This is a genomic window from Lysobacter humi (ex Lee et al. 2017), assembly GCF_054781815.1.
In genome coordinates this window covers 53075-73223 of the sequence record NZ_BAAGTR010000010.1, presented here as the reverse complement: position 1 = coordinate 73223, position 20149 = coordinate 53075, and the positions used below count along the sequence as shown (strand labels likewise).

16 protein-coding genes and 1 tRNA gene are annotated in these 20149 nt (G+C 73.2%); 5 read left to right on the top strand and 12 right to left on the bottom strand.

Going from position 1 to position 20149, the window contains the following annotated elements:
• Positions 1-14: 14 nt before the first annotated feature.
• Positions 15-908, bottom strand: a complete 894-nt coding sequence (locus ACYVJJ_RS10765; RefSeq protein ID WP_460833471.1) for a pirin family protein — start codon at positions 906-908, stop codon at positions 15-17.
• A gap of 167 nt (positions 909-1075) precedes the next feature.
• Between ACYVJJ_RS10765 and ACYVJJ_RS10760 the strand changes: the two genes are divergently transcribed.
• Positions 1076-1816 (top strand): hypothetical protein, encoded by a 741-nt coding sequence (locus ACYVJJ_RS10760; RefSeq protein ID WP_460833469.1) that lies wholly within the window; start codon positions 1076-1078, stop codon positions 1814-1816.
• Between the two features lie 4 nt (positions 1817-1820).
• Here ACYVJJ_RS10760 and pbpC read toward each other — a convergent pair whose 3' ends face one another.
• The 7 genes from pbpC to ACYVJJ_RS10725 form a co-directional block, all read right to left on the bottom strand.
• Positions 1821-4175 carry a penicillin-binding protein 1C gene (pbpC, locus tag ACYVJJ_RS10755; protein WP_460833467.1) on the bottom strand — a complete coding sequence of 785 codons (2355 nt, stop codon included), beginning with the start codon at positions 4173-4175 and terminating at the stop codon, positions 1821-1823.
• A gap of 15 nt (positions 4176-4190) precedes the next feature.
• Positions 4191-4733: a hypothetical protein gene (locus ACYVJJ_RS10750; RefSeq protein ID WP_460833465.1), complete on the bottom strand. Its 543-nt coding sequence runs from the start codon at positions 4731-4733 to the stop codon at positions 4191-4193.
• Positions 4734-4753: 20 nt separating this feature from the next.
• Positions 4754-9706, bottom strand: coding sequence for an alpha-2-macroglobulin family protein (locus tag ACYVJJ_RS10745; protein WP_460833553.1), 4953 nt, complete (start codon positions 9704-9706; stop codon positions 4754-4756).
• Between the two features lie 393 nt (positions 9707-10099).
• Complete coding sequence (locus ACYVJJ_RS10740; protein WP_460833463.1) at positions 10100-10396, bottom strand: hypothetical protein; 297 nt, start codon at positions 10394-10396, stop codon at positions 10100-10102.
• Between the two features lie 233 nt (positions 10397-10629).
• Positions 10630-10914 carry a hypothetical protein gene (locus ACYVJJ_RS10735; protein ID WP_460833461.1) on the bottom strand — a complete coding sequence of 95 codons (285 nt, stop codon included), beginning with the start codon at positions 10912-10914 and terminating at the stop codon, positions 10630-10632.
• 101 nt (positions 10915-11015) lie between these two features.
• Positions 11016-11753, bottom strand: a complete 738-nt coding sequence (locus tag ACYVJJ_RS10730) for a hypothetical protein (protein ID WP_460833460.1) — start codon at positions 11751-11753, stop codon at positions 11016-11018.
• Positions 11754-11929: 176 nt separating this feature from the next.
• A tRNA-Arg gene (locus tag ACYVJJ_RS10725) sits at positions 11930-12006 on the bottom strand.
• A 195-nt stretch (positions 12007-12201) separates the two neighbouring features.
• On the opposite strand from ACYVJJ_RS10725, the gene ACYVJJ_RS10720 reads away from it, so the two are divergent.
• Positions 12202-12702 carry a Rid family hydrolase gene (locus ACYVJJ_RS10720; protein ID WP_460833458.1) on the top strand — a complete coding sequence of 167 codons (501 nt, stop codon included), beginning with the start codon at positions 12202-12204 and terminating at the stop codon, positions 12700-12702.
• A gap of 61 nt (positions 12703-12763) precedes the next feature.
• Positions 12764-13651, top strand: coding sequence for a 4-hydroxybenzoate octaprenyltransferase (gene ubiA, locus ACYVJJ_RS10715; RefSeq protein ID WP_460833457.1), 888 nt, complete (start codon positions 12764-12766; stop codon positions 13649-13651).
• A gap of 3 nt (positions 13652-13654) precedes the next feature.
• On the opposite strand, the gene ACYVJJ_RS10710 is transcribed toward ubiA, so the two are convergent.
• A complete protein-coding gene (locus ACYVJJ_RS10710) occupies positions 13655-14362 on the bottom strand; it encodes a rhomboid family intramembrane serine protease (protein ID WP_460833456.1) in 708 nt (235 codons plus the stop codon).
• Between the two features lie 52 nt (positions 14363-14414).
• Entirely contained in the window at positions 14415-15404 is a 990-nt protein-coding gene (locus ACYVJJ_RS10705) for a TerC family protein (protein ID WP_460833454.1), read from the bottom strand.
• A 211-nt stretch (positions 15405-15615) separates the two neighbouring features.
• Here ACYVJJ_RS10705 and ACYVJJ_RS10700 point away from each other — a divergent pair, with 211 nt between their 5' ends.
• Positions 15616-16782 (top strand): class I SAM-dependent rRNA methyltransferase, encoded by a 1167-nt coding sequence (locus ACYVJJ_RS10700; protein WP_460833452.1) that lies wholly within the window; start codon positions 15616-15618, stop codon positions 16780-16782.
• A gap of 9 nt (positions 16783-16791) precedes the next feature.
• On the opposite strand, the gene ACYVJJ_RS10695 is transcribed toward ACYVJJ_RS10700, so the two are convergent.
• Positions 16792-17364, bottom strand: coding sequence for a BLUF domain-containing protein (locus tag ACYVJJ_RS10695; protein WP_460833451.1), 573 nt, complete (start codon positions 17362-17364; stop codon positions 16792-16794).
• Between the two features lie 165 nt (positions 17365-17529).
• Positions 17530-18231: a glycosyltransferase gene (locus ACYVJJ_RS10690; RefSeq protein WP_460833449.1), complete on the bottom strand. Its 702-nt coding sequence runs from the start codon at positions 18229-18231 to the stop codon at positions 17530-17532.
• A 141-nt stretch (positions 18232-18372) separates the two neighbouring features.
• Here ACYVJJ_RS10690 and ACYVJJ_RS10685 point away from each other — a divergent pair, with 141 nt between their 5' ends.
• Positions 18373-19944 (top strand): DNA recombination protein RmuC, encoded by a 1572-nt coding sequence (locus tag ACYVJJ_RS10685; RefSeq protein WP_460833447.1) that lies wholly within the window; start codon positions 18373-18375, stop codon positions 19942-19944.
• Positions 19945-20149 lie beyond the last annotated feature (205 nt).

Sequence of the window (20149 nt, the reverse complement as noted above, 5' to 3'; positions counted from 1 at the left end):
CCGGTGCGGAGCGCTCAGGACATCGGTTCCGGCGGCGGCGTGGGCTCCGGAAGCGGGATGAATTCCGCATCGTCGAAGTCGGGGAGCTTCATGCGCCCGGCGCGCCAGTCGGCCTTGGCCTGCTCGATGCGGTCCTGCGACGAGGCCACGAAGTTCCATTCGATGTAGCGCGGGCCCACCGGCGCGCCGCCGAGCGCGATCACCGTGGCCGGCCCGTCGACCGCGCGGTAGTCCACGCCCGCGCCCGCGGGCAGGACCAGCATGTGGCCCGGCGCGTAGCGCGTCCCCTCGACCTCGACGGTGCCGCGCGCCACGTACAGCGCGCGCTCGGCGTGCTCGGCGGGCAGCGGGCCGGTGGCGCCGGCGTCGAGCTCGAGGTGCAGGTAGAAGAGCGGCGAATGCACCGGCACGGGCGCGACGAGCCCGAAGGCGCTGCCCGCGACGAGCCGACCGCGCAGGCCGCGCTCGCCGAACGCCGGCAGGGCGTCGGCATCGAGATGGACGAAGCCGGGATCGGTCGCCTCGTCCGCCTCGGGCAGCGCGACCCAGGCCTGCAGGCCGTCCAGCCGCCCGCCTTCGATGCGCGCGCGCTCGAACCGCTCCGAGTGCGTGATGCCGCGGCCCGCGGTCATCCAGTTCACCTCGCCCGGCCGGATCGGCTGCACCGAGCCCACGCTGTCGCGGTGCATGATCTCCCCGTCGAGCAGGTAGGTGAGCGTGGACAGGCCGATGTGCGGATGCGGACGCACGTCGACGCTGCGCGGCAGCCCCGGCGCGAAGTCCACCGGGCCCATGTGGTCGAAGAAGATGAAGGGCCCGACCATGCGACGCAGCGGCGCGGGCAGCACGCGGCCGACCTCGAAGCCGCCGAGATCCTTGCGACGGGCGGGGATGACGAGTTCAGGCATGGCGGCAGCTCACGGGGACTGACGACGTTATAGGCCGCGAAGGCCCCGGGCCGATGCACGCCGGTGCAACGGATCAGTGCGGCGCAGTGCGGGGCGCCGCGGGGCGCGCCGTGTCAGTCGGACGCAGCATCGCCCGTATGCTCCGGACGACCGCCCCGGGAGCCGCCATGCATCGACCCAGCGAGATCGCCCGCGTCCGCCGCCGCCTGGAGCGCGACAGCCTGCCGCGCCTGCAGATGAGCGCGATCGTGCTGCTCACCGCGGCCGTCGGGCTGCTCGCCTCGTGGATGTTGCACGCGGCGGGGATGGACGCGATGTGGCTGCGCTATCCGCTCGCCGCGGCGCTCGCCTACGTGGCCTTCCTCGTGCAGTTGCGCCTGTGGCTCGCTTGGCGCGACGAGCCGGGCTCGCTCGTCGATGCGCTGCCGTCGGGCTCCGGCTCCGGCGGTGGGGGCGGGAGCGGGACCGGGGCATGGAGCGGCGCGGGCGGGCGCAGCGGCGGCGGCGGTGCGAGTGCCGGCTGGGACGCCGGCACGCTCGATGCCGCGAGCAGCGGCGGCATGCTCGACGGCATCGATCTGCCCGGCGACGAGGCGGCGATCCCGGTGCTCGCGGCGGTCGTCGCGGCCGTGGTCGTCCTCGGCGGCGTGATCGCGATGGCGTGGATCGTGTGGAGCGCGCCGGTGCTGATGGCCGAGCTCGTGGTCGACGCCGCGATCGCCGGCGGGCTCTACCGGCGGCTGCGGCGCATCGAGGCCGAGGGCTGGTGGCGCGTGGCGCTGCGCCGCACGATCGCGCCGTTCGCGGCGGTGGCCGTCGGTGCGCTGCTGCTGGGCGGGGTGCTGCACGTCGTCGCGCCGGGTGCGAGCACGCTGGGCGAGGTCGGCGCGGCACGCGCGTCGCGCTGACCGCTCAGCGCGCGAGCACACGCAGGCCGATGCGGGCCCAGGCGCCGCTGTCGGCGAGTGCGGTGAGCGTGTGCTCGCCGGGCGTGTCGAGGGCCAGCGGCGTCGGCGAGTCGCCGACGGCCTGCGCGACGAGGCGGCCGTCGAGCAGCCAGCGCACCGGTCCGTCGGCGCCGAGCGCGCGCACCTCGATGCGCACCGGCCCGCCATCGCCGGCCGCCAGCCGCGCGCCGTCGCGCACGCCATCGATGTGCAGCGCGGCGGTGGCGGCGCGGCCGTCGTCGGCGCAGTCCGGTGCGAGCGGCGGCAACGTCGAGGCCTCGCGCTCGCGCGCGGTGAGCCAGGGCACGGCGAGCACCGGCCAGCGTGCGATCGCGACCGCGCGCGGCACGTGCGGGCGCGTGCACTCGGCCGACAACCGCGCACCGGTCGCGGCATCGAGCTCGAGCTGCTCGACCCCGGCGTTCCAGGCACGGCCCTGGCGCTCGGGCAGCGTCGGCGGCACCGTGCCGTCGAGCGACCAGGCACGCAGGCGGCGATGGCAAAGCGCCGGGTCCTGTGCCTCCGCGGCCGTGCCGAGCGGCCAGCAAATGTCGACCGCATCCACCGAGGCCGGCGGCCGCGACGGCGCATCGCCGCGCCCGCGCGGCAGGCTGTCGACAATCTCGAACAGCAGCGGGAGCGCGGTCAGCGCGCCGTACTGGCCGGGCATCGCGGTGCCGTCGGGCCGGCCGACCCAGACGCCCACCGTGTACCGCCGCGTCGCGCCGAGCGCCCAGGCGTCGCGATAGCCGTAGCTGGTGCCGGTCTTCCAGGCCACGCGCGTGCGCCCGGTGGCATCGAACAGGTCGGCGACGCTGCCCGGCCGCGGCGTGCGCTCGAGCATGTCGCGCACGATCCACGCCGCGCCCTCGCTCAGCACGCGTCGCTCGACCAGCGCATCGCCGGGCCGGTAGCGCACGCGCGCCGCGACACCGCCACGCTGCAGCGCGGCATAGGCGCCGACGAGGTCCTCGAGCTTCGCGCCGGTGCCGCCGAGGATCATCGACAGGTTCGGCGTCGCGCCCGCCGGCCACTTCAGGCGGATGCCCGCATGCGCGAGCCTTGCATCGAAGCGCGCGGGGCCGACGCGGTCGAGCAGGTCCACCGCCGGCACGTTGAGCGACAGCCGCAGCGCGTCGGCGGCACTGACCGGGCCGTTGAAGGCGACGTCGAAGTTGCCCGGGCGGTAGTCGCCGAACGACTGCGGCGCATCCACGAGCAGGCTCTCCGAATGGATCAGGCCCTCCTCGAGCGCGAGACCGTAGAGGAACGGCTTGAGCGTGGAACCGGGCGAGCGCCAGGCGCGCACCATGTCGACGTGGCCCAGCCGCGCGGCATCGTCGATGTCGAGCGAGCCGACGTAGGCGCGCGCCTGCATCGTCGCGTTGTCGACCACGAGCAGCGCGGCCGACGTGCGCTCGGGCAGCGACGAGAAATAGGCGGCGACGCGCGCCTCGACCACGCGCTGCAGGTCGAGGTCCACCGTCGACGCGATCCGCGCGGCGCGCGTGCCCTGCCGCAGGCGCTGGGCGAGCAGCGGCGCATGCCGCGGGGCGCGCAGGCTGCGCGCGACGACCGGCTCGATGCGCGCCTCGCGCACGGTTGACGCCGGCCAGATGCCCTGCCGCGCGAGGCGCGCGAGCACCTTGTCGCGCGCCGCCCGCGCGGCCTCGGGCTCGCGATCGGGGCGCAGCCGGCTCGGCGCCTGCGGCAGCACCGCGAGCAGCGCCGCCTCGGCATGCGACAACCGCGCCGACGACTTGCCCAGGTACGCCCAGCTCGCCGCCTCCACGCCCTCGACGGCGCCGCCGAACGGCGCGCGGTCCAGATACAGCTGCAGGATGCCGCGCTTGCCGACGTGCACCTCGAGCTGCAGCGCGCGCAGCACCTGGCGCAGCTTGCCGAGGGGCGTGCGCGGATGCGGATCGAGGATGCGCGCGACCTGCATGGTGAGCGTCGAGCCGCCGGAGACGACGCGCCGGTTCGTCGCCGCCTGCCAGCCCGCGCGCACCAGCGCCACCGGATTCACGCCCGGATGGCGATGGAACCAGCGGTCCTCGTAGCCGATCAGCGCCTCGAGATAGCGCGGCGAGACCTGCGCGGCGCGCACCGGATAGCGCCAGACGCCGCGCGCGTCGGCGAAGGCGCGCAGCGGCGTGCCGTCGCGCGCGAGCACCACCGCGCCGCCATCGCGCGGATCGGGCAGCGGCAGCGGGAAGGCGAGGTCCAGCAGCAGCGTGGCGATGACCACGAGCTCGAACACGAGCAGCGCGCGCAGCCGACGACGGCGCCGCCTATGCGCGGGCAGGTCGATCGACATCGCCGCGCTCGCGCCTCAGCGAAGCGCCGGCGGGATCGAGGCCAGGAACGCCTCGCCGAAGCCGACCAGGCGCATGCCGCGCTCGTCGATGCGCGTCGGCCGCACGAGCCGCGCGCGGATCGCAGTGACGGCGAAGACGACGCACGCCGCGAGCAGGCACAGCAGGCCCAGGCCGACGCGATCGGACGAGAACGCCGCGAACATCGCGCCGAATGCGCCGAGCCCGAGGCCGACGCCGATCCAGCGCGTGCGGCGCACCTGCGCGGCGTGCAGCGCACACAGGCCCGGCGAGGCCTCGGCGCGCCTGCGCACGATCAGCGCCACCACCGCATACACCAGCAGGCCGATCGCGATGAGCAGGTAGAGCCAGGGCGAATGCCAGTACAGCGTGCGCCGCTTGCGCGCGCCGGCCACGGGCGCATTGCAGCGCACGCAGCGCGCGGGCAGGTCGGCGCCGCGCGGCACGTAGACGCCATCCCGGCCGTCGCGATGGCAGCCGTCGCCGGCGGGAAGGCCGACGTCGACGGACGGCGGCCGATAGGGATTCACGACGACCACGACGGGCTCCTCTTGCGGGCTCAGCGCCCGGGTTCGACCACGCTGATCTTCGCCACGCGCGAGGTGCCGACGCCGCGCAGCCAGGGCCGGTACATGTCCTCGACGAGCGGCGGCGGCACCGCATACGAGCCCGGCGTGACCGCGCGCACGAGGTAATAGACCCGCGACGTGCCGTAGCCGTCGAGCTCCAGCGCGGCGACGTAGCGATCGTCGCGGAACTCTTCGTGGCGTACCTGCGCCGCGCCCTCGCGCTCGTCGAGCTCGATGCCGTCCACCACGACGTCCGCCCATTGCGCGCCATCGCCGAGGTTGAGGTTCTCGATCTCCAGGCCCGCGGGCAGCAGGTCGGTGAGCAGCGCATCGCGCATGCGTTCGCGCGCGGTGATGCGCACCTCGACGATCAGCGCCTCGCCCTCGGCGAGCGTGCCGCCGCTCCAGGGCGAGCCGTCGGTGACGTAGTAGCGGCGCTCGACCGACAGGTGCGTGTCGTCGGCCTTCGGTGCCTGCCGCGGCACGCCCGCGACGTCGACCGTCGCATAGACCGGCCCGGTACCGGTGGGCGCGAAGGCGACGCCCGCACGAAGGCCGGCGCCCTCGATGCGGCGCGCATGCAACGGCGCGGCGGCGACGTCGGCGCGCACGTCACCGGTGCGCCACTGCCCGGCCACGGTGCGGCCGCGCACGAGCATCAGCTGGCGTCCGAGCCGCGCGATCGCGACCTGCTCCTGCGTGCTCAGCCACAGCGGCCCGTCGCGACCGCGTGCGGCGAGCTCGCGGCTCAGCGTGAGCAGCCGCGTGTCGAACGCGCGCGGCGCCAGCGCGTGCCGGCGCACGAGGGCGAGCATGAGCGCGTCATCGCGGATGCGGCTGCCGTAGTCGAACAGGTGTGTCGGGCGCGTCGCGGTGTCGTGGTCGAAGCCGGCCTGGATCGCGGCGGCGCCGCGCGTGCGGTCGCCCTGCAGCGCGAGCGCGAGCCCCAGGTGCACCAGTGGGAGCCCGGTGAGCGACTTCTTCCGGTCGGTGTCGTACAGCCCGCGAAGCGTGCCGAGCGGCGCGCGGCCGACCCGCGCGAGCACGTAGCCGGCATGCGCCTGGTAGGCGAAGCGCAGGTGCTCGCGATGGTCCTGCCCGTAGAAGCCGCTGCTGCCGGCGAGCAGGTCCTCGCCGAGTGCCTTGAGTGCCTTCTGCAGCATCGCCTCGGGCACCGCGAAGCCGCCCTCGCGCGCATCGAGCAGGAACTCGGCGACGTAGGGCGTGAGCAGCGGATCGGCGGCATCGTCGCCGCCCCACAGCGAGAAGTGGCCGGACGCGGCCTGCATGCCGGACAGCCGCGCGAATGCGCCTTCCATGCGCTGGCGCCGCTTGGCGGCGTCGAGCCCGCGCACGCCGAGCATCTTCGCGGTGCTCGCATCGAGGATCAGCCCGGCGTAGGCCTTGCTGGTGGTCTGCTCGACGCAGCCGTACGGGTAGCCGAGCACGCCGTCGAGCACCGCGGCGAACGGGATCGCGGGCGATGCGGTGACCGTCATGCGCGCCTCGATCGAATCGTCGATCAGGCCTTCGGCGAGCGTGGCCGGCAGCTCGAGCGTCGCGGGCGCGGTGACCGCGAGGCTGCGCGAGCGCAGCACGGAAGGCCACGCCGGGCGCACGGGCAGGTCGTAGCCGCGGTCGGCGGCGAAGCCGTTGCCGCTCACGCGCACCCGTACGCGCCCGGTGCCGAGGCCTTCGGTCGCCGACAGCGGGAACGTCAGGCTCGCCTTCTGCTCGCGCCGCAGCGTGAGGCTGCGCGTCGCATCGCCGAGCGCGAGCGGGCCGGTCGCGTCGACGTCGACGCGGAAGCTGCCGTCACGACCGGTGAAGTTCTGGACGTCGAGCGTGAGGCGGCTGGTGTCCCCGGGCGCGAGCACGCGCGGCAGGCTCGGCTCGGCGAGGATCGGCGCGCGCACGCGTGTCTCGCGCGCGGCGCTGCCGTACTGCCCGCCGGCGTACACGACCGCCGACAACCGCAACGTGCCGTTGAAGTCGGGCACGCGCAGCGGGATCTTCGCGATGCCGCGCGCATCGAGCGCGATCGGGCCGCTGTAGAGGTCGACGGTCTGCACGCGCGAGGTCGGCCGCCGCGCCTGCGGCAGCGCGGGCAGCGCCATGTCGCCGCCGAAGCGCAGCTGCGCGGTGCCGCCCTCGAAGCTCTCGATCACGCGGCCGTACATGTCGTAGGCATCAACGCCCAGCCGGCGCTGCGCGAAGAAGTGCTTCGCGGCATCAGGCACCGGAAAGCGCGTGATGTTGAGGATGCCGACGTCCACCGCCGACACCACCACGTGCGCGGTCCTGCCCGCGAGCTGCGGCGCGGCGACGGTGACCGGCAGGTCGCGCTCCGGGCGCATCTGCGCGGGTGCCGCGAGGCCGACGGCGACGCTGCGCTCGCGCCGTGCCATCGGTACGTGCGCCACGCCGACCGCGCGCGCGGGCGTGGTCACGTCCTTCGCATTGCCGCCGCGGAACACGAGTGCGGTCACGTAGACGTCGTGGCGCTCCCAGTCCTTCGTCACCGGGATGTCGAACGTGCTGCCGGCGCGCACGTCGACCTCGCGCACGTGCAGCATGCGATCGCTCTCGACCATCAGCAGGCCGCGGCCGGCATGCGGCGGCGTGAGCGTCACCCGCAGCGTGTCGCCGGCGCGGTAGCCGGTCTTGTCGAGCGCGAGCTTGACCTTGTCGGGGCGCGCGTCAAGGCCGCGGTTCTCGTCGTTCCAGCTCCAGCCCGCGGTGAAGGGCAGGCGCGTGGTGAGCTTGGTCGACGGGTCGAAGACGTCGAGGCGGTACTCGCCCCATTCGACGGGGAAATCGATCGGGGTCGGCGTGGCGCCGGCATCGAACGTGCGCGTCTGCACCGTCTCGAAGCGCCGGGTGAAGGCGTAGTCCCAGCCGGCGTCCTCGTCGAAGTCCCAGTGGTAGTCGCGGTGCTCGCGCACCAGCGAGACGCGCAGGCCGCGCGCGGGGCGCTTCACACCCTGCGCATCGACCCGCGTGATCTGGAAGCGCGCGTTCGCATTCGCGTCGGCCCCGTCCTCCGGATCGAACAGCGGGCGCACGCCGACCAAAGCATCGGCGGGCCACAGCACGCGCTTGAGCGAGCGGTTCACGCTGCGTCCGCCGGTTTCATACACGCTGCCGTTGACCAGAACCGCGATCGGCGCCACCGGGCGCGCCTCCTTCGGCAATGCGAGGTCGGCGGTGAGCCTGCCCTGCGCATCGAGCGGTTGGTCGAGCACGTCGACGGCCTTGTCGGGCAGCGCGAGCGTGGCATCGCCGAAGAACCAGCCGGGCAGCTGCTCGAGCGGATGCTGCTCGACCTCCACCGCCATCTTCGCGGTGAAGCGATTGCCGGCGGCGGGCGCGCCGTAGAGGTAGTCGCCCTGCACGGCGAGCTTGAGCGGCTGCCCCGGGCGCAGCACGGGCTGCGCGGCGAGGTCGAGCTTCAGGCGCTCGGGCAGGAACTCCTCGATGCGCAGGGCCATGCCCTGCACCGCCTCCTTGCTGCCCGGATCGGTGCGGAACTCGGCGCGCCAGCGTCCCGTGGGCGCATCGGCGGGGATCACCTGATCGTGGCGCACGTAGCCCTGCGCATCGGGGGCCAGGCGTGTCTCGATGAGCGTCTTGCCGTCGGGCTGCACGTAGCGCAGCCACACCGGCTGCGGCGCCTTGCCCTTGCCGGCGGCGAGCGGGCGGCCGTCGTGGTCGCGCAGCAGCGCCGAGAGATGCACCGTCTCGCCGGGCCGGTAGAGGTCGCGCCCGGCCCAGGCGAAGACGTCGAACCAGGCCTGCTCGCGGCCGGCCACCGCGAACTCTGAGAGGTCGAGCGCGGGCTGGTTGAACGGCAGCATCGTGACGTCGCGGCCGGCGCGCGCGATCAGCACGTGGCCGGCGTCGAGCTTGTAGTCGAGCAGTGCGTGGCCGTTGGCGTCGGTGCGGCCGCGGAAGACCGGCTCGCCTTTCGCGTCGAGCACGCGCAGCTCCACATCCGAGCGGCCGCGGCCGTCGAGCAGCGAGGCGACGTGCACGAACAGGCGGTCCTTGTAGGCGCGCGTGTGCAGCCCGAGGTCGCTGACGGTGAAGAAGGCGGTCTCGTACTCGTCGCGGAAGGCGCCCGCCTTCTTCATGACCGCGAAGTACAGCCCCGGCTGCTGCAGCTCGGCGATGTCCTGGATCGGCAGGTAGGTCAGCACGCGTTCGTTCGGCCGCCCGCCGAGCACGAAGCGGTTGACGTAGACGGGGTCGGCCATGCGCGCCAGGCGCTTTTCGCCGTCGTCGTCGTCGTCGCCTCCGCCCAGCTCCCAGCTGCCGCGGCGCCCGCCGCGCTGGTACTCGGCGAAGAACTTCGGCAGCTCGCCCTCGCGCACGCGCAGGAACTCGACGTCGACTTCCGGCACGTTGATCGACACCACCGGCAGGCCGCGCGTCTCGCGCGCGGGCAGCACGCTGCCCTGCGACGCGAAGCCCACCACCGGCTCGAGCGGGCCGGTGTAGACCTTCTTCTCCAGCGCACGGCCGAGGCGGCTGCCGTCGGCGGCGGTCAGGCCTTCGAGCACGCGCACGGTGTAGTGCCGATCGGGCTGCGCGCGCGGGAAGCGCAGCGCACGTGCGCCGTCCTCGAGCACCCAGCCGCCGGCGACACGCGCGCCCCTGTCGTCCTGCACGACGAGCAGGCGGTCGAATTCCTGCGTCGCGGCGAGCGGGCGGCTGAATTCGGCGACGAGGTCGACGCCATCCTCGCCCTTCGACGGATACACCGACGCCAGTGCGAAGCCCGCATGGGCGACGCGTTCGGCCTGGATCTTCTCGCCGCTCGGGGCGGGCAGGTCGCCGTCGGGATCGCGGGCGCAGCCGGCGAGGGCGAACACGGCGGCGAGCAGCACCGCCACGGACGCGCGCACGCGGCGCGCGGACGCGGATCCATCCGCGAAGTGCATGCACGGCATGCGTCGATCCCCTGGTGAGTGCGCGCAGTATAGGCGCGTACGGCCGCTCGCCCGGGGCAAGCACGAGCGCCGTACATCGGATCGCGCGCGCCGGCGGGCAGGGGCGCTTCGATCACGCGATCGGTGCAGGGCATCGTACGCACTGCGGTCGCGCGGGCACCCAAGTCGCGGTGTCGCGCACCTGCATCCGCGTGCGGCCGACGCGGGCCGCGATGCACGTGCAGCGTCGTCACCCTACGCGTTCATCGCGGCGAGCGATGCCTCGTCACGCCACGCGCCCGTGCAACCCGGAACCGGCGCACGGCACCTGCGACAGGCACCCGGCACCTACGCCAGGTCTTGCTCCTGCAGGTCTGCAGGCCTGCAGCCCGACGACGCCCCGGCTCAGCCCGGGCGATCCCCCGTGCGGCGGCTCGGCGTCGACGCGGCCTGCGTCCGCGACGCGGTGGCGCGTCGCGAGGGGACGGCCTCCATGCGCAGGCGCAGGCCGCCTTCGGCGAGGGCCGCGCGGACGTCGTAGAAGCTCACCCACTCGGGCACCGCCGCGAGCGCCTCGACGATGAGCGCGGGATCGCCGGCCTCCATCGCCGCACGCAGGTGCGCGAGCGCATAGGCCGACGACTGCAGCGAGGGCGACGGCGGATGCGGGGGATCGTGGCGGGCGTAGGACGAGGGGGTCATCACGACGACATGGGGTGGAGGGTGCCCGCGACGGTGCGCGCCGATCGGCGACGCCGCCACCGGCCTGCGCTTGCGCTTCGGACGCATCGCATCGGCGCGGCCGTGGCGCGCTGAACGTGTTCACGCTCGCGGCGCCGCGTATCGCGGGCGGGAGGGAGACTCGCCGCCGGCGCGTCAGCGGCCCGTCACAGCGACGGTGCGGCGCCGGACGGGCGCTGAACGCGCCGGTGCCATCAGAAGTCGTTGAGCAGGATCGGCGCACCGGGCGTGGCGCGTGGCGGCGGCACGATCGGGCCCTGCAGCGCCTGGCGAACGGCGTCCGCGTCGCGGCCGGCCACCGCGCAGGGCTCGCCCTCCGCCAGGCGCCCGCGGACGAACGCCGACAGAAGCGTCTCGTCGACCTCGCAGGTGCCGAGCGCGACGGCCGCACCGGTGGTGCGCGGCAGCGCATCGGGAGAGGGGAGCGACGCGAACACCATCAGGGTCTCGTCGCCGCGTTCGTAGACGTGCACTCGCATGGCAGCCGATCGAAGAGGACGGGGGGGCCGTCTCGACGCAGGCGTGGACGGTGGGGCGTCGACGATATGAACGCCGCGGTGATCCGACGGTGAGCGCCGTCTCAGGCGCCGTCGACGTCGTCCGGCGGCGCCTTCGCGGGTGCGCCGCGCAGCGCATCGATCTGCGTGCGCAGGAACGTGCCCAGGCGCGCCAGGCGCTCGGCCTCGGCGCCGCGTAGCCGCGGACTCAGTGCGGCCGTTCCCGCGGCCTGCCGCCACAGCGGCACCAGCACGTCGCGCACCTGCGCATGGCGGTCGAGCACGCTGCGCCCGAGCGCGAGCGCGGTCGACAGGTGCGCGCGCGAGGCCTGCCAGGCCGCGGCGATCGCCTCGAGCTGCGTGAGCCGGCGCAGCATCGGGTCGAACGCGCGCGCCGCATCGTCGGCGGTCTCGACGCCGGGCACCGCGCGGCCGCGCTCGAGCACCTGGTCGAGCACCCGGCGCTGCTGGTCGAGCAACGTGGCGGCCGCCTCGAGCTCGCAGAGGTGCCGTTCCAGCGTCAAGGCCTGCGTGGCGGCCGTGGCCAGGTGCGCGCGCACGCGGTAATCCGCCGGATCCGGCGACGTCCGGGTGGCGAGCTCGCGCCCGAGCATCCGCCCGACCACGCCGCGCCGGGGCGCCTCGTGCGCGTCCGCCGCCGTCGCCAGCACCTTCACGATGGCATCGAGCTCGGCGAGCAGCGGCGCCGTCGGCAGCGCGTCGAGCCGTGCCGCGATCGCCTCGAGGTCGACGCGCTCGACGACTTCGCGGCCGACGCGCCCGAGCGCCTCGACCGGTGCATCCTGCTCGTTCAGTGCCACGGATCGGCTCCGCGCAGGCGGCGGCCCGCCGACGCACCGGGCATGGCGCGAGCGCGGCCGGACGGCCGATGGTCTGTGGGGGTCGCGGCGCACGGCGGGAGGATCGAGGCGGAGCGCGTCACGTCGGGCCTCTCCTCGTGCAGCGCGTGCGTCCCCGAGCGGGACAGCGATCGAGATGGCGCGCCTGGAGGGATTCGAACCCCCGACCAATGGCTTCGGAAGCCACTACTCTATCCGGCTGAGCTACAGGCGCGTATTGCGTGGCGATGCACCGCGGAGATCGGGCGACGGGCACCGCAGGCCGCGCAGCGGGCCGCGCGGGAGGGGCATTCTAGCCGCAAACGTCCGCGCGGGGCCGTATCGCGGTGCCGGAGGTCATGCGGCCTTCCGGCCGATGACGACGCGCGCCGAAGGGGCTGGAATCGACCGGTCCCCATGGAGGCCCGCCATGCGCATCGCCCTGCTCGCCGCCGTCCTCGCCCTGCCCACCGTCGCGTCCGCACAGTCCGCGCCGAGCCGAGAGCACTTCGCGCCGCCCGGCATGGAGGGCGCCTACCACCGGTGGCACTACAGCCCGGTGGTGCGCGTGGGCGACACCGTCACCGTCTCGGGCATCCCGGCAGGCCGCGGCGCCACGTACGAGGAGAAGGTCCGCGGCATGTTCACCGCGCTCGAAGCGCATCTCGCCACGGCGGGCGCAAGCCTCGCCGACGTGGTCGAGATCACCACCTACCACGCGGGGCCGACCGATCCGCAGGCCTTCCAGGCCGAGTTCGCGAAGTTCGCGCCGATCCACCACGAGTTCTTCCCCCGCCACTACCCGGCGTGGACGGCGGTGGCGGTGAGCGCGCTGCTCCAGCCGGGCGCGCCGGTGGAGATGCGTGCGGTGGCCGTGATCGGCTCCGGCCGCGCGCCACGGGCCGACATCCCCGCGCCGCCACCGCGCTGATCCGAAGTGGGGCGTCCCGCTACCATGCGCACGCCGCGGCCCGCGGCGCTGCGATGCCGCGATGACCGCCTCCCCCGACGCGACGCCGTCCTGGCGTCGCCGCCTCGCCCTCTACTGGACCCTCGTCCGCGGCGACCGCCCGATCGGCTGGCTGCTGCTGCTGTGGCCGACGTGGTGGGGCCTGTGGCTCGCCGCGCGCGGGGTGCCGCCGCTGTGGACGCTGCTGGTCTTCAGCCTGGGCGTCTGGCTCACGCGCTCGGCCGGCTGCGTGATCAACGACTACGCCGACCGCTGGCTCGATCCGCACGTGGAGCGCACCAAGGATCGCCCGCTCGCCACCGGCGCCGTGCGCGGGCGCGAGGCGCTCGCAGTGTTCGCGGTGCTCATGCTGGTCGCCTTCGCGCTCGTGCTCACGCTGAATGCGCTCACGGTCGCGATGAGTGCGGTCGGGGTACTGCTGGCAGCGAGCTATCCCTACCTCAAGCGCTACACGCATTTCCCGCAGGTGTATCTGGGCCTGGCGTTCGGTTGGGGCATCCCGATGGCGTATGCCGCCGTGCGCGGGCACGTGCCGCTCGAAGGCTGGCTGCTGTACGCGGCGAACATCGTCTGGGCGACCGCCTACGACACCTGGTACGCGATGGTCGACCGCGAGGACGACCTGCGCATGGGCAGCCGCTCGACGGCGATCCTGTTCGGGCGCTACGACCTCGCGATGCAGGCGCTGCTCTATGCCGGTTTCCTCGCGCTGCTCGTGCTCGTCGGGCACATCGCGGGGCGCGGTTGGGCGTACTGGTCCGGCGTCGCGATCGCCGCGGTGCTGATCGTCGACCAGTTCCGCATCGCGCGGCATCGCGGGCGCGCCGAATGCTTCCGCGCCTTCCTCGCCAACCACCGCGTCGGCGGGGTCGTGTTCGCCGGGCTCGCGGTCGACCTCGCACTGCGCTGAGGCTCAGCCCCAGTCGGGCCGCGACGGCGGCAGTGATGGCGTCGCGGGGTCCTCGGCGATCGCGAGGTCGGATTCCGGTTCGTCCTCCCAGCTGTAGCGCACGAGCGCCGGCAGCGGATCGGCCGCGCGCAGCAGCCAGCCGCCGAAGGCGCCGGCCACCGCACCGCCCAGGTGCGACTGCCAGGAAATGCCGGGCTCGCGCGGAAGCACGCCCAGCAGCGCGCTACCGAACAGCGTCAGCGCCACCAGCATCGCGGCGACCGAGGGGCGGTCGCGGCGCAGCAGGCCGAGCATCACGAGCAGAAAGACGAGACCGCTGACCACGCCGCTCGCGCCGAGGTGGCGCGACCCCGGCACCCCGAGCCACCAGGCGCCGAGGCCGGCGCCGAGCCACGCGAGCGGCACGGTGGCGCGCGCCGCCTTCGGATACAGGCCGAAGGCGAGCGTGCCGAGCACCAGCACGCCGAAGGCGTTGCTGGCGAGATGCGCGAGCGAGCCGTGCAGCAGCGGCGCGGTCAGCACGCCCCAGAGCCCGTCGAGCCGGCCCGGTCGCACGGTGAGCGCCACGGCGTCCAGGTCCTGCTGCAGCGCGAAGGCCGCGATCAGCACCAGCACCGCGCCGAGGCTCAGGTTGAAGGCCCCGCGCCAGCGCCGCAGGTCCTGCGCGCGCTGGGCGGGGGAATCGGGAAGGTCGGGCGTCGGCAGGTGCATCCCGTCGACATGGCGCCGCCGCGCCCCGGTGCAAGGGTGCGCGGCGTGGGTTTCAGTGTCCCGTCCCGTCGGCCGCGGCCCGCGGGCCGTCGATTCGCGCCGGCGCCGGCCGCAGCAGGCTCAGCACCACCGTCGCGCCGATGGTCAGCGCCACCACCGCGAGCGAGGCGAGGATCGGGATCTTCACCACGTCGATCAGCAGCATCTTGGTGCCGATGAACATCAGTACCAGCGCCAGGCCGTAGGGCAGCAGGTGGAAGCGGTCGGCGAGCCCGGCGAGCAGGAAGAACATCGCGCGCAGGCCGAGCACCGCGAATACATTCGAGGTGAGCACGATGAACGGATCGTCGGTGATCGCGAAGATCGCCGGGATCGAGTCGACCGCGAAGATCAGGTCGGTCACGCCGATCATCACGATCACGATGAAGAGAGGGGTGTAGAGGCGCTTGCCCCCCTCGAGCACCGAGAGCTTCGAGCCGACGTACCCGCGCGTCATCGGCACGTGACGCGTCAGCCAGCGCAGGATCGGATTGTTCTCGAGGTCCGGCTCCTTGCCCGCGGCCCACAGCATCTTCAGGCCGGTCAGCAGCAGGAAGGCACCGAAGACGTAGAGGATCCAGTGGAACTTCGCGAGCAGGAAGGCGCCGGCGAAGATCATGATCGCGCGCAGCACGATCGCGCCGAGCACGCCGATCACCAGCACTTTCTGGCGCTGCTCCTCCGGCACCGCGAAGTAGGTGAAGAGCATCAGGAAGACGAAGATGTTGTCGACCGCGAGCGACTTCTCCACGAGGTACCCGGTGAAGTACTCGAGCGCGACGCGCTGGCCGGCGTCCGCGCCGGACTGCCCGGTGACGTACCACCACAGCCAGCCGCCGAAGGCGAGCGCGAGCACGACCCAGCCGATCGACCACCCAAGGGCCTCCTTGAAGGTGACGCGGTGCGGCCCGCCGTGGCGCATGAGCACCAGGTCGACGAGCAGGGCGAGGACGACGAGGCCGCCGAAGGCGGCCCAGAGAACGGGTGAGGCGATGCTGTCCATGGAGACTCCGGAGTTCGCGTGGACACGGCGGCACCCGTCATGGACGGACCTTCGCCGCGATGGGCGAAGGTCTTGCTCGCGGCCTGCAGGCCGCCGCCGGACCGGAGCACGGGGCTCGTAGTGACGATCCGGACGTTGGGAGCTACTCCCCTTCAGCCACGATGCTAACGCAGCGGCCATTGCAGTTGTGTGACAGCCCTACAATGGGCGCATGAATGACCTGCCCGTCGTGCGCCTGAAGAACGCGTGGAAATCCACGCATCCGTGGATCTTTCAGCGGCTGGTCGACAAGCCCGCCGTGCGACCCAAGCCCGGCGCACTCGTCGACGTGGTCGGCGTGGACGGCGAATGGATCGGCCGCGGCTTCTACAACGGCCATTCGCGCATCGCGGTGCGCATCCTCGAAACCGATCCGGACGTGGTCGTCGACGAGGCCTGGTTCCGCCGCAAGATCGCCGCAGCCGTCGAGCTGCGCCGCGACTTCCTCAAGCTCGAGGCGGTGGGCGATGCCTGGCGCGTGGTGCACAGCGAGGGCGATGGGCTGTCGGGGCTGGTGGTCGACCGCTACGCCGACCTGATCGTCGTCGAGTTCTTCTCGGCCGGCATGTTCCGCCATCGCGAGTGGATCTATGCGGCGCTCTCCGAGCAGTTCCCCGGCTGCCGCTTCTTCTCGTTTGCCGACGAGCACGTGCAGAAGCAGGAGAGCTTCGACTACCGCGTGCAGTCCGCCGTGCCGCCGGCGATCATCACCGAGTACGGCATCCGCTTCCGCGCCGACCCGAGCGGCGCGCACAAGACGGGCTTCTTCGCCGACCAGCGCGAGAACCGCCAGTGGCTGAGCGAGCGCGTCGAGGGCAAGACCGTGCTCGACCTGTGCTGCAACACCGGCGGCTTCGGCGTGTACGCGGCGGTGCGCGGTGCGTCCGAGGTCACCGGCATCGACATCGACAACGACGTGCTCGACATCGCCCGCGGCAATGCCAAGCTCAACAATGCACGCATCAGGTTCGTGCAGGCCGACATCTTCCCGTGGCTGCGCGACGCGGGAAACCGTGGCGAGCAGTTTGATGTGGTGATCCTCGACCCCGCGAAGATGACGCGCGACCGCGAGCAGGTGATTCCCGCGCTCAAGAAGTACCTGGACATGAACAAGCTCGCGCTGGGCGTGACCAAGCCCGGCGGCCTGCTCGCCACGTTCTCGTGCACCGGGCTGGTGAGCGAGGAGCAGTTCCTCGACATGCTGCGCCGCGCGGCGTTCTACGCGAACCGCACGGTGCAGGTGCTGCGCGTGTCCGGTGCGGGCGCCGACCATCCGGTGCTCGCCAGCGTGCCCGAATCGCGCTACCTCAAGGCGGTGTTCTGCCGCGTGCTCGACTGAGGCGCGCGCTCAGCGCGGGATGAAGGCGGCGCCCAGCGCGACGACGAGCGCGAGCGACGCCACCGCCAGGGCGAGCCGGGCCATGCGCCGCGCCTGTCGTGCGGCCGCGTCGGGCGCCGGCGCGCCCATCGGAGGCGGCTCCGCGACCGCGACGTCCGAGCCTTCGCGCAGCAGCGCGAGCACGCGCGAGACCGTCGCCGCATCAAAGCGGTAGGGATCGAACGACGCGAGCCCGCGCTCGTGCAGCAGGGCCTTCATCGGCGCGTCCAGCGGCACGTACTTCATGGTCCAGGCGGCGAAGCCGGTGCGCGCGATGGGCTCGCGCGACAGCACCTTGAGGTCGGTGTGGCGTGGGTCGGCGAGCAGCGCGGCGTACAGGCGGTCGACGTCGGCCGCAGGGCCTTCCAGGCACTGGAAGAAGCAGCCGTCGCCGAAGTAGAGCGCGCCCACCAGCCGGCGGCGTGCATTGTTGATGCGCGACTGCACGAGGATGCGCGCCACGTTCGGTTCGATGCCCTGCTCGGCCGGCAGCGGCGGGAACGTCGAGCGGCTGACATAGACGATGCGGATCAGGTCGGACACGGGCTTCCTCGGAGGCGGTCGCGGGCGCAGGCGACGCCGGCCGCCGCCGCGTCGCCTCGCGCAGTACGGGGCTACGGCCGCTTCGGATGCGGACCGCCCTCACGTCCACCTCCACGTACGCCCCTCTCGGCGGGCGCGTTCCGGGCGACGAGGCCACGGCGGCTCTCAATCGCGCTCGCGACGCTCGTACCAGAGCGCGAGGTGCTCGCGCGAGCGCAGCACGCCGCGCCCGCGCAGCGCCACCCGGAGCATCAGGGCGACGTGCTCGCGCACGCTGAACGTGTCCAGCTTGCGCGACGACGTGCACACCGGCTCGCGCAGCAGCACGAAGCGCCCGGCCTTGGCGAGCGCACGGCTCATGGCGACGTCCTCGCCGGCATACCAGCGCTCGTCGAAGCCGCCGGTCGCCGCGAAGGCGGCGCGCGTGCAGAAGATGAAGCAACCCGGCGCGATGCGCAGCATGCGCACGAGGGTCGTGCCCAGCGCGAGCGCGGTGCGCTGATCCCATCGCAGTGTGCCGTCGAAATGCAGGCGTGCGCCGCCGCCGGCCGCACCGCCGTCCAGCGCTCCCAAGGCCGCGGCGAGGGTCGCCGCCGGCACCTGCGTATCCGCATCGACGAACACCAGCACATCGCCTAAGGCGGCAAGCGCACCCGCATTGCGCGTCGCCGCGATCTGCCGGTGCTCCACGCGCACGACCCGCGCACCCGCCGCGGCGGCGACCTCGCCGGTGCCGTCGGTCGACGCATCGTCGACCACCACGATCTCGTACGGCCGCTTCGTGGCGTGCGCAGCCGCGTGCAGCGCCGCGAGCGTCGCCGGCAACCGGCGTGCCTCGTCATGCGCGGGAATCACGAAGGAGAGCATCCGGGCATGCTGGCAGAATGCGGGCACCGCGCGCGTCGATGCCTGCGTCGCAGACCCGCGTGAACCGCGGTCTCAGCCCGTGAGACCCGAACCCATCTACTGTGGCGCCGCAGACCGCGCCGGCCGCAGGAGGCTGCCGTCATGACTCCACTCGCTCTCGCCGTCGTCGCCTTCGCCGGGCTCGCCCTCGCCTTCGTCGGCTTCGCGCTGTACCGGCTGCAGGCCCGCGGCAGCGACGCCGATCCGCGCCTCGCGCCGCTCCAGGCCGAGCGCGATCGGCTCGCCGGCGAGCTCGCGCAGGCACTCGAGCGGGCGCGCGCCGATGCAGAGGAGCTCGGCGGCCTGCGCGCGACCGCCGCCGCGCACCTGCGGGCGCAGGACGAGCATGCACGCCTGCAGGCGCAGCTCGAGGCGCTGCGCGCGACGCTCGAGGACGAGCGCGTCGCACGCGCCTCGGTCGCGGCGGAGCTGGAGGACCGTTCCGTGCAGCTCGAGGCCGTGCGCTCCCGCGTGGTGCAGCTCGACGCCGAACTCGCCACGTTGCGCGCCGAGCACGCGCAGGCGACGGCGCACCTGGAGCATTCGCGCCGGCAGAACGACGAGATGCGCGCCTTCGTCGAGCAGGCGCAGGTCAAGCTCTCCGATGCCTTCGCCGCGATGGCCGGCAAGGTGTTCGCCGAGCGCGGCGAGCAGTTCGAGAAGAACGTGCGCCATGCCACCGTGCAGTCCAAGGCCGACATCGAGACGCTGCTGAAACCATTCGCCGAGCAGCTCAACCAGTTCCGCCAGCGCGTGGACACCGTCTACGGCGAGGAAGCGCGCGAGCGCGCCACGCTGGTCGGCGCGGTCAACGAGCTGCGCACGCTCAACCAGGACATGGCCGCGCAGGCCGCCGCGCTGACGCGCGCGCTGAAGGGCAATGCCAAGGTGCGCGGTGACTGGGGCGAACTGATGCTCGAGAACGTGCTGCGCGGCTCGGGCCTGGAGGAAGGCCAGCACTACGACCGGCAGAAGTCGGGCAGCGACGACGAGGGCCGCGTGCTGCGTCCCGACGTGGTGGTGCGCCTGCCCGGCGAGCGTTGCGTGGTGGTCGACAGCAAGGTCAACCTGGTCGCGTGGGAGGAGGCGATGAACGCCGAAACGCCCGACGCGCAGACCGACGCGATGCGCCGCCACGCCGTGGGGCTGCGCCAGCACGTGCGCGACCTCGCCGATCGCAACTACCCGAAGATGATGGGCGAGACCGCGCTCGAGGTGACGATCGCCTTCGTGCCGATCGAGGGCGCACTGAGCGCCGCGCTCGGCTTCGATGCCTCGCTGCAGTCGGAGGCCTTCGAGAAGGGCGTCGTCTTCGCCTCACCGAACACGCTGATGGCGGTGCTGCGCGTGGTCGAGCGCCTGTGGACGCGCGACCGCATCCAGAAGCAGGCGCGCGAGATCGGCGAGGCCGGCGGCCTCCTGCTCGATGCGCTCACCGGCTTCCTCGCCGAGTTCGACCGCGTGGGCAACCGCCTCGACGATGCGCACAAGGCGTATTCGGACGCACGCAACCGCCTGTCCGAGTCGCGTCAGGCGGTCATTCCGCGGGCGCGACGGCTGGTCGCGCTCGGCGCGCGCGGGAAGCGCAAGCTCGCCGAGGACCTGGTGCCCGACGTCGAGGAGTTTCCCGCGCTGCTCGGCAGCGAGGCGACGCCGCTGCTCACCGAGAACTGAGCGGGCGCCGTCGGCGACGCCGGTCCACTTCGTCGATCCGGACGCCGCGCCGGCTCGCAGAGCCGCGGCGCCGGCGTGCCCGCAGCGCGGGTCGCGTTGCGATGGTCGATCGACAGCAGCCGGGCGCACGTCGCCCGACGCACCGCGGCGAGGATCCCGCGACGTTCGGCAGCCGTGCAGAAGCGGCGCTCGCGTCCGCACCCTG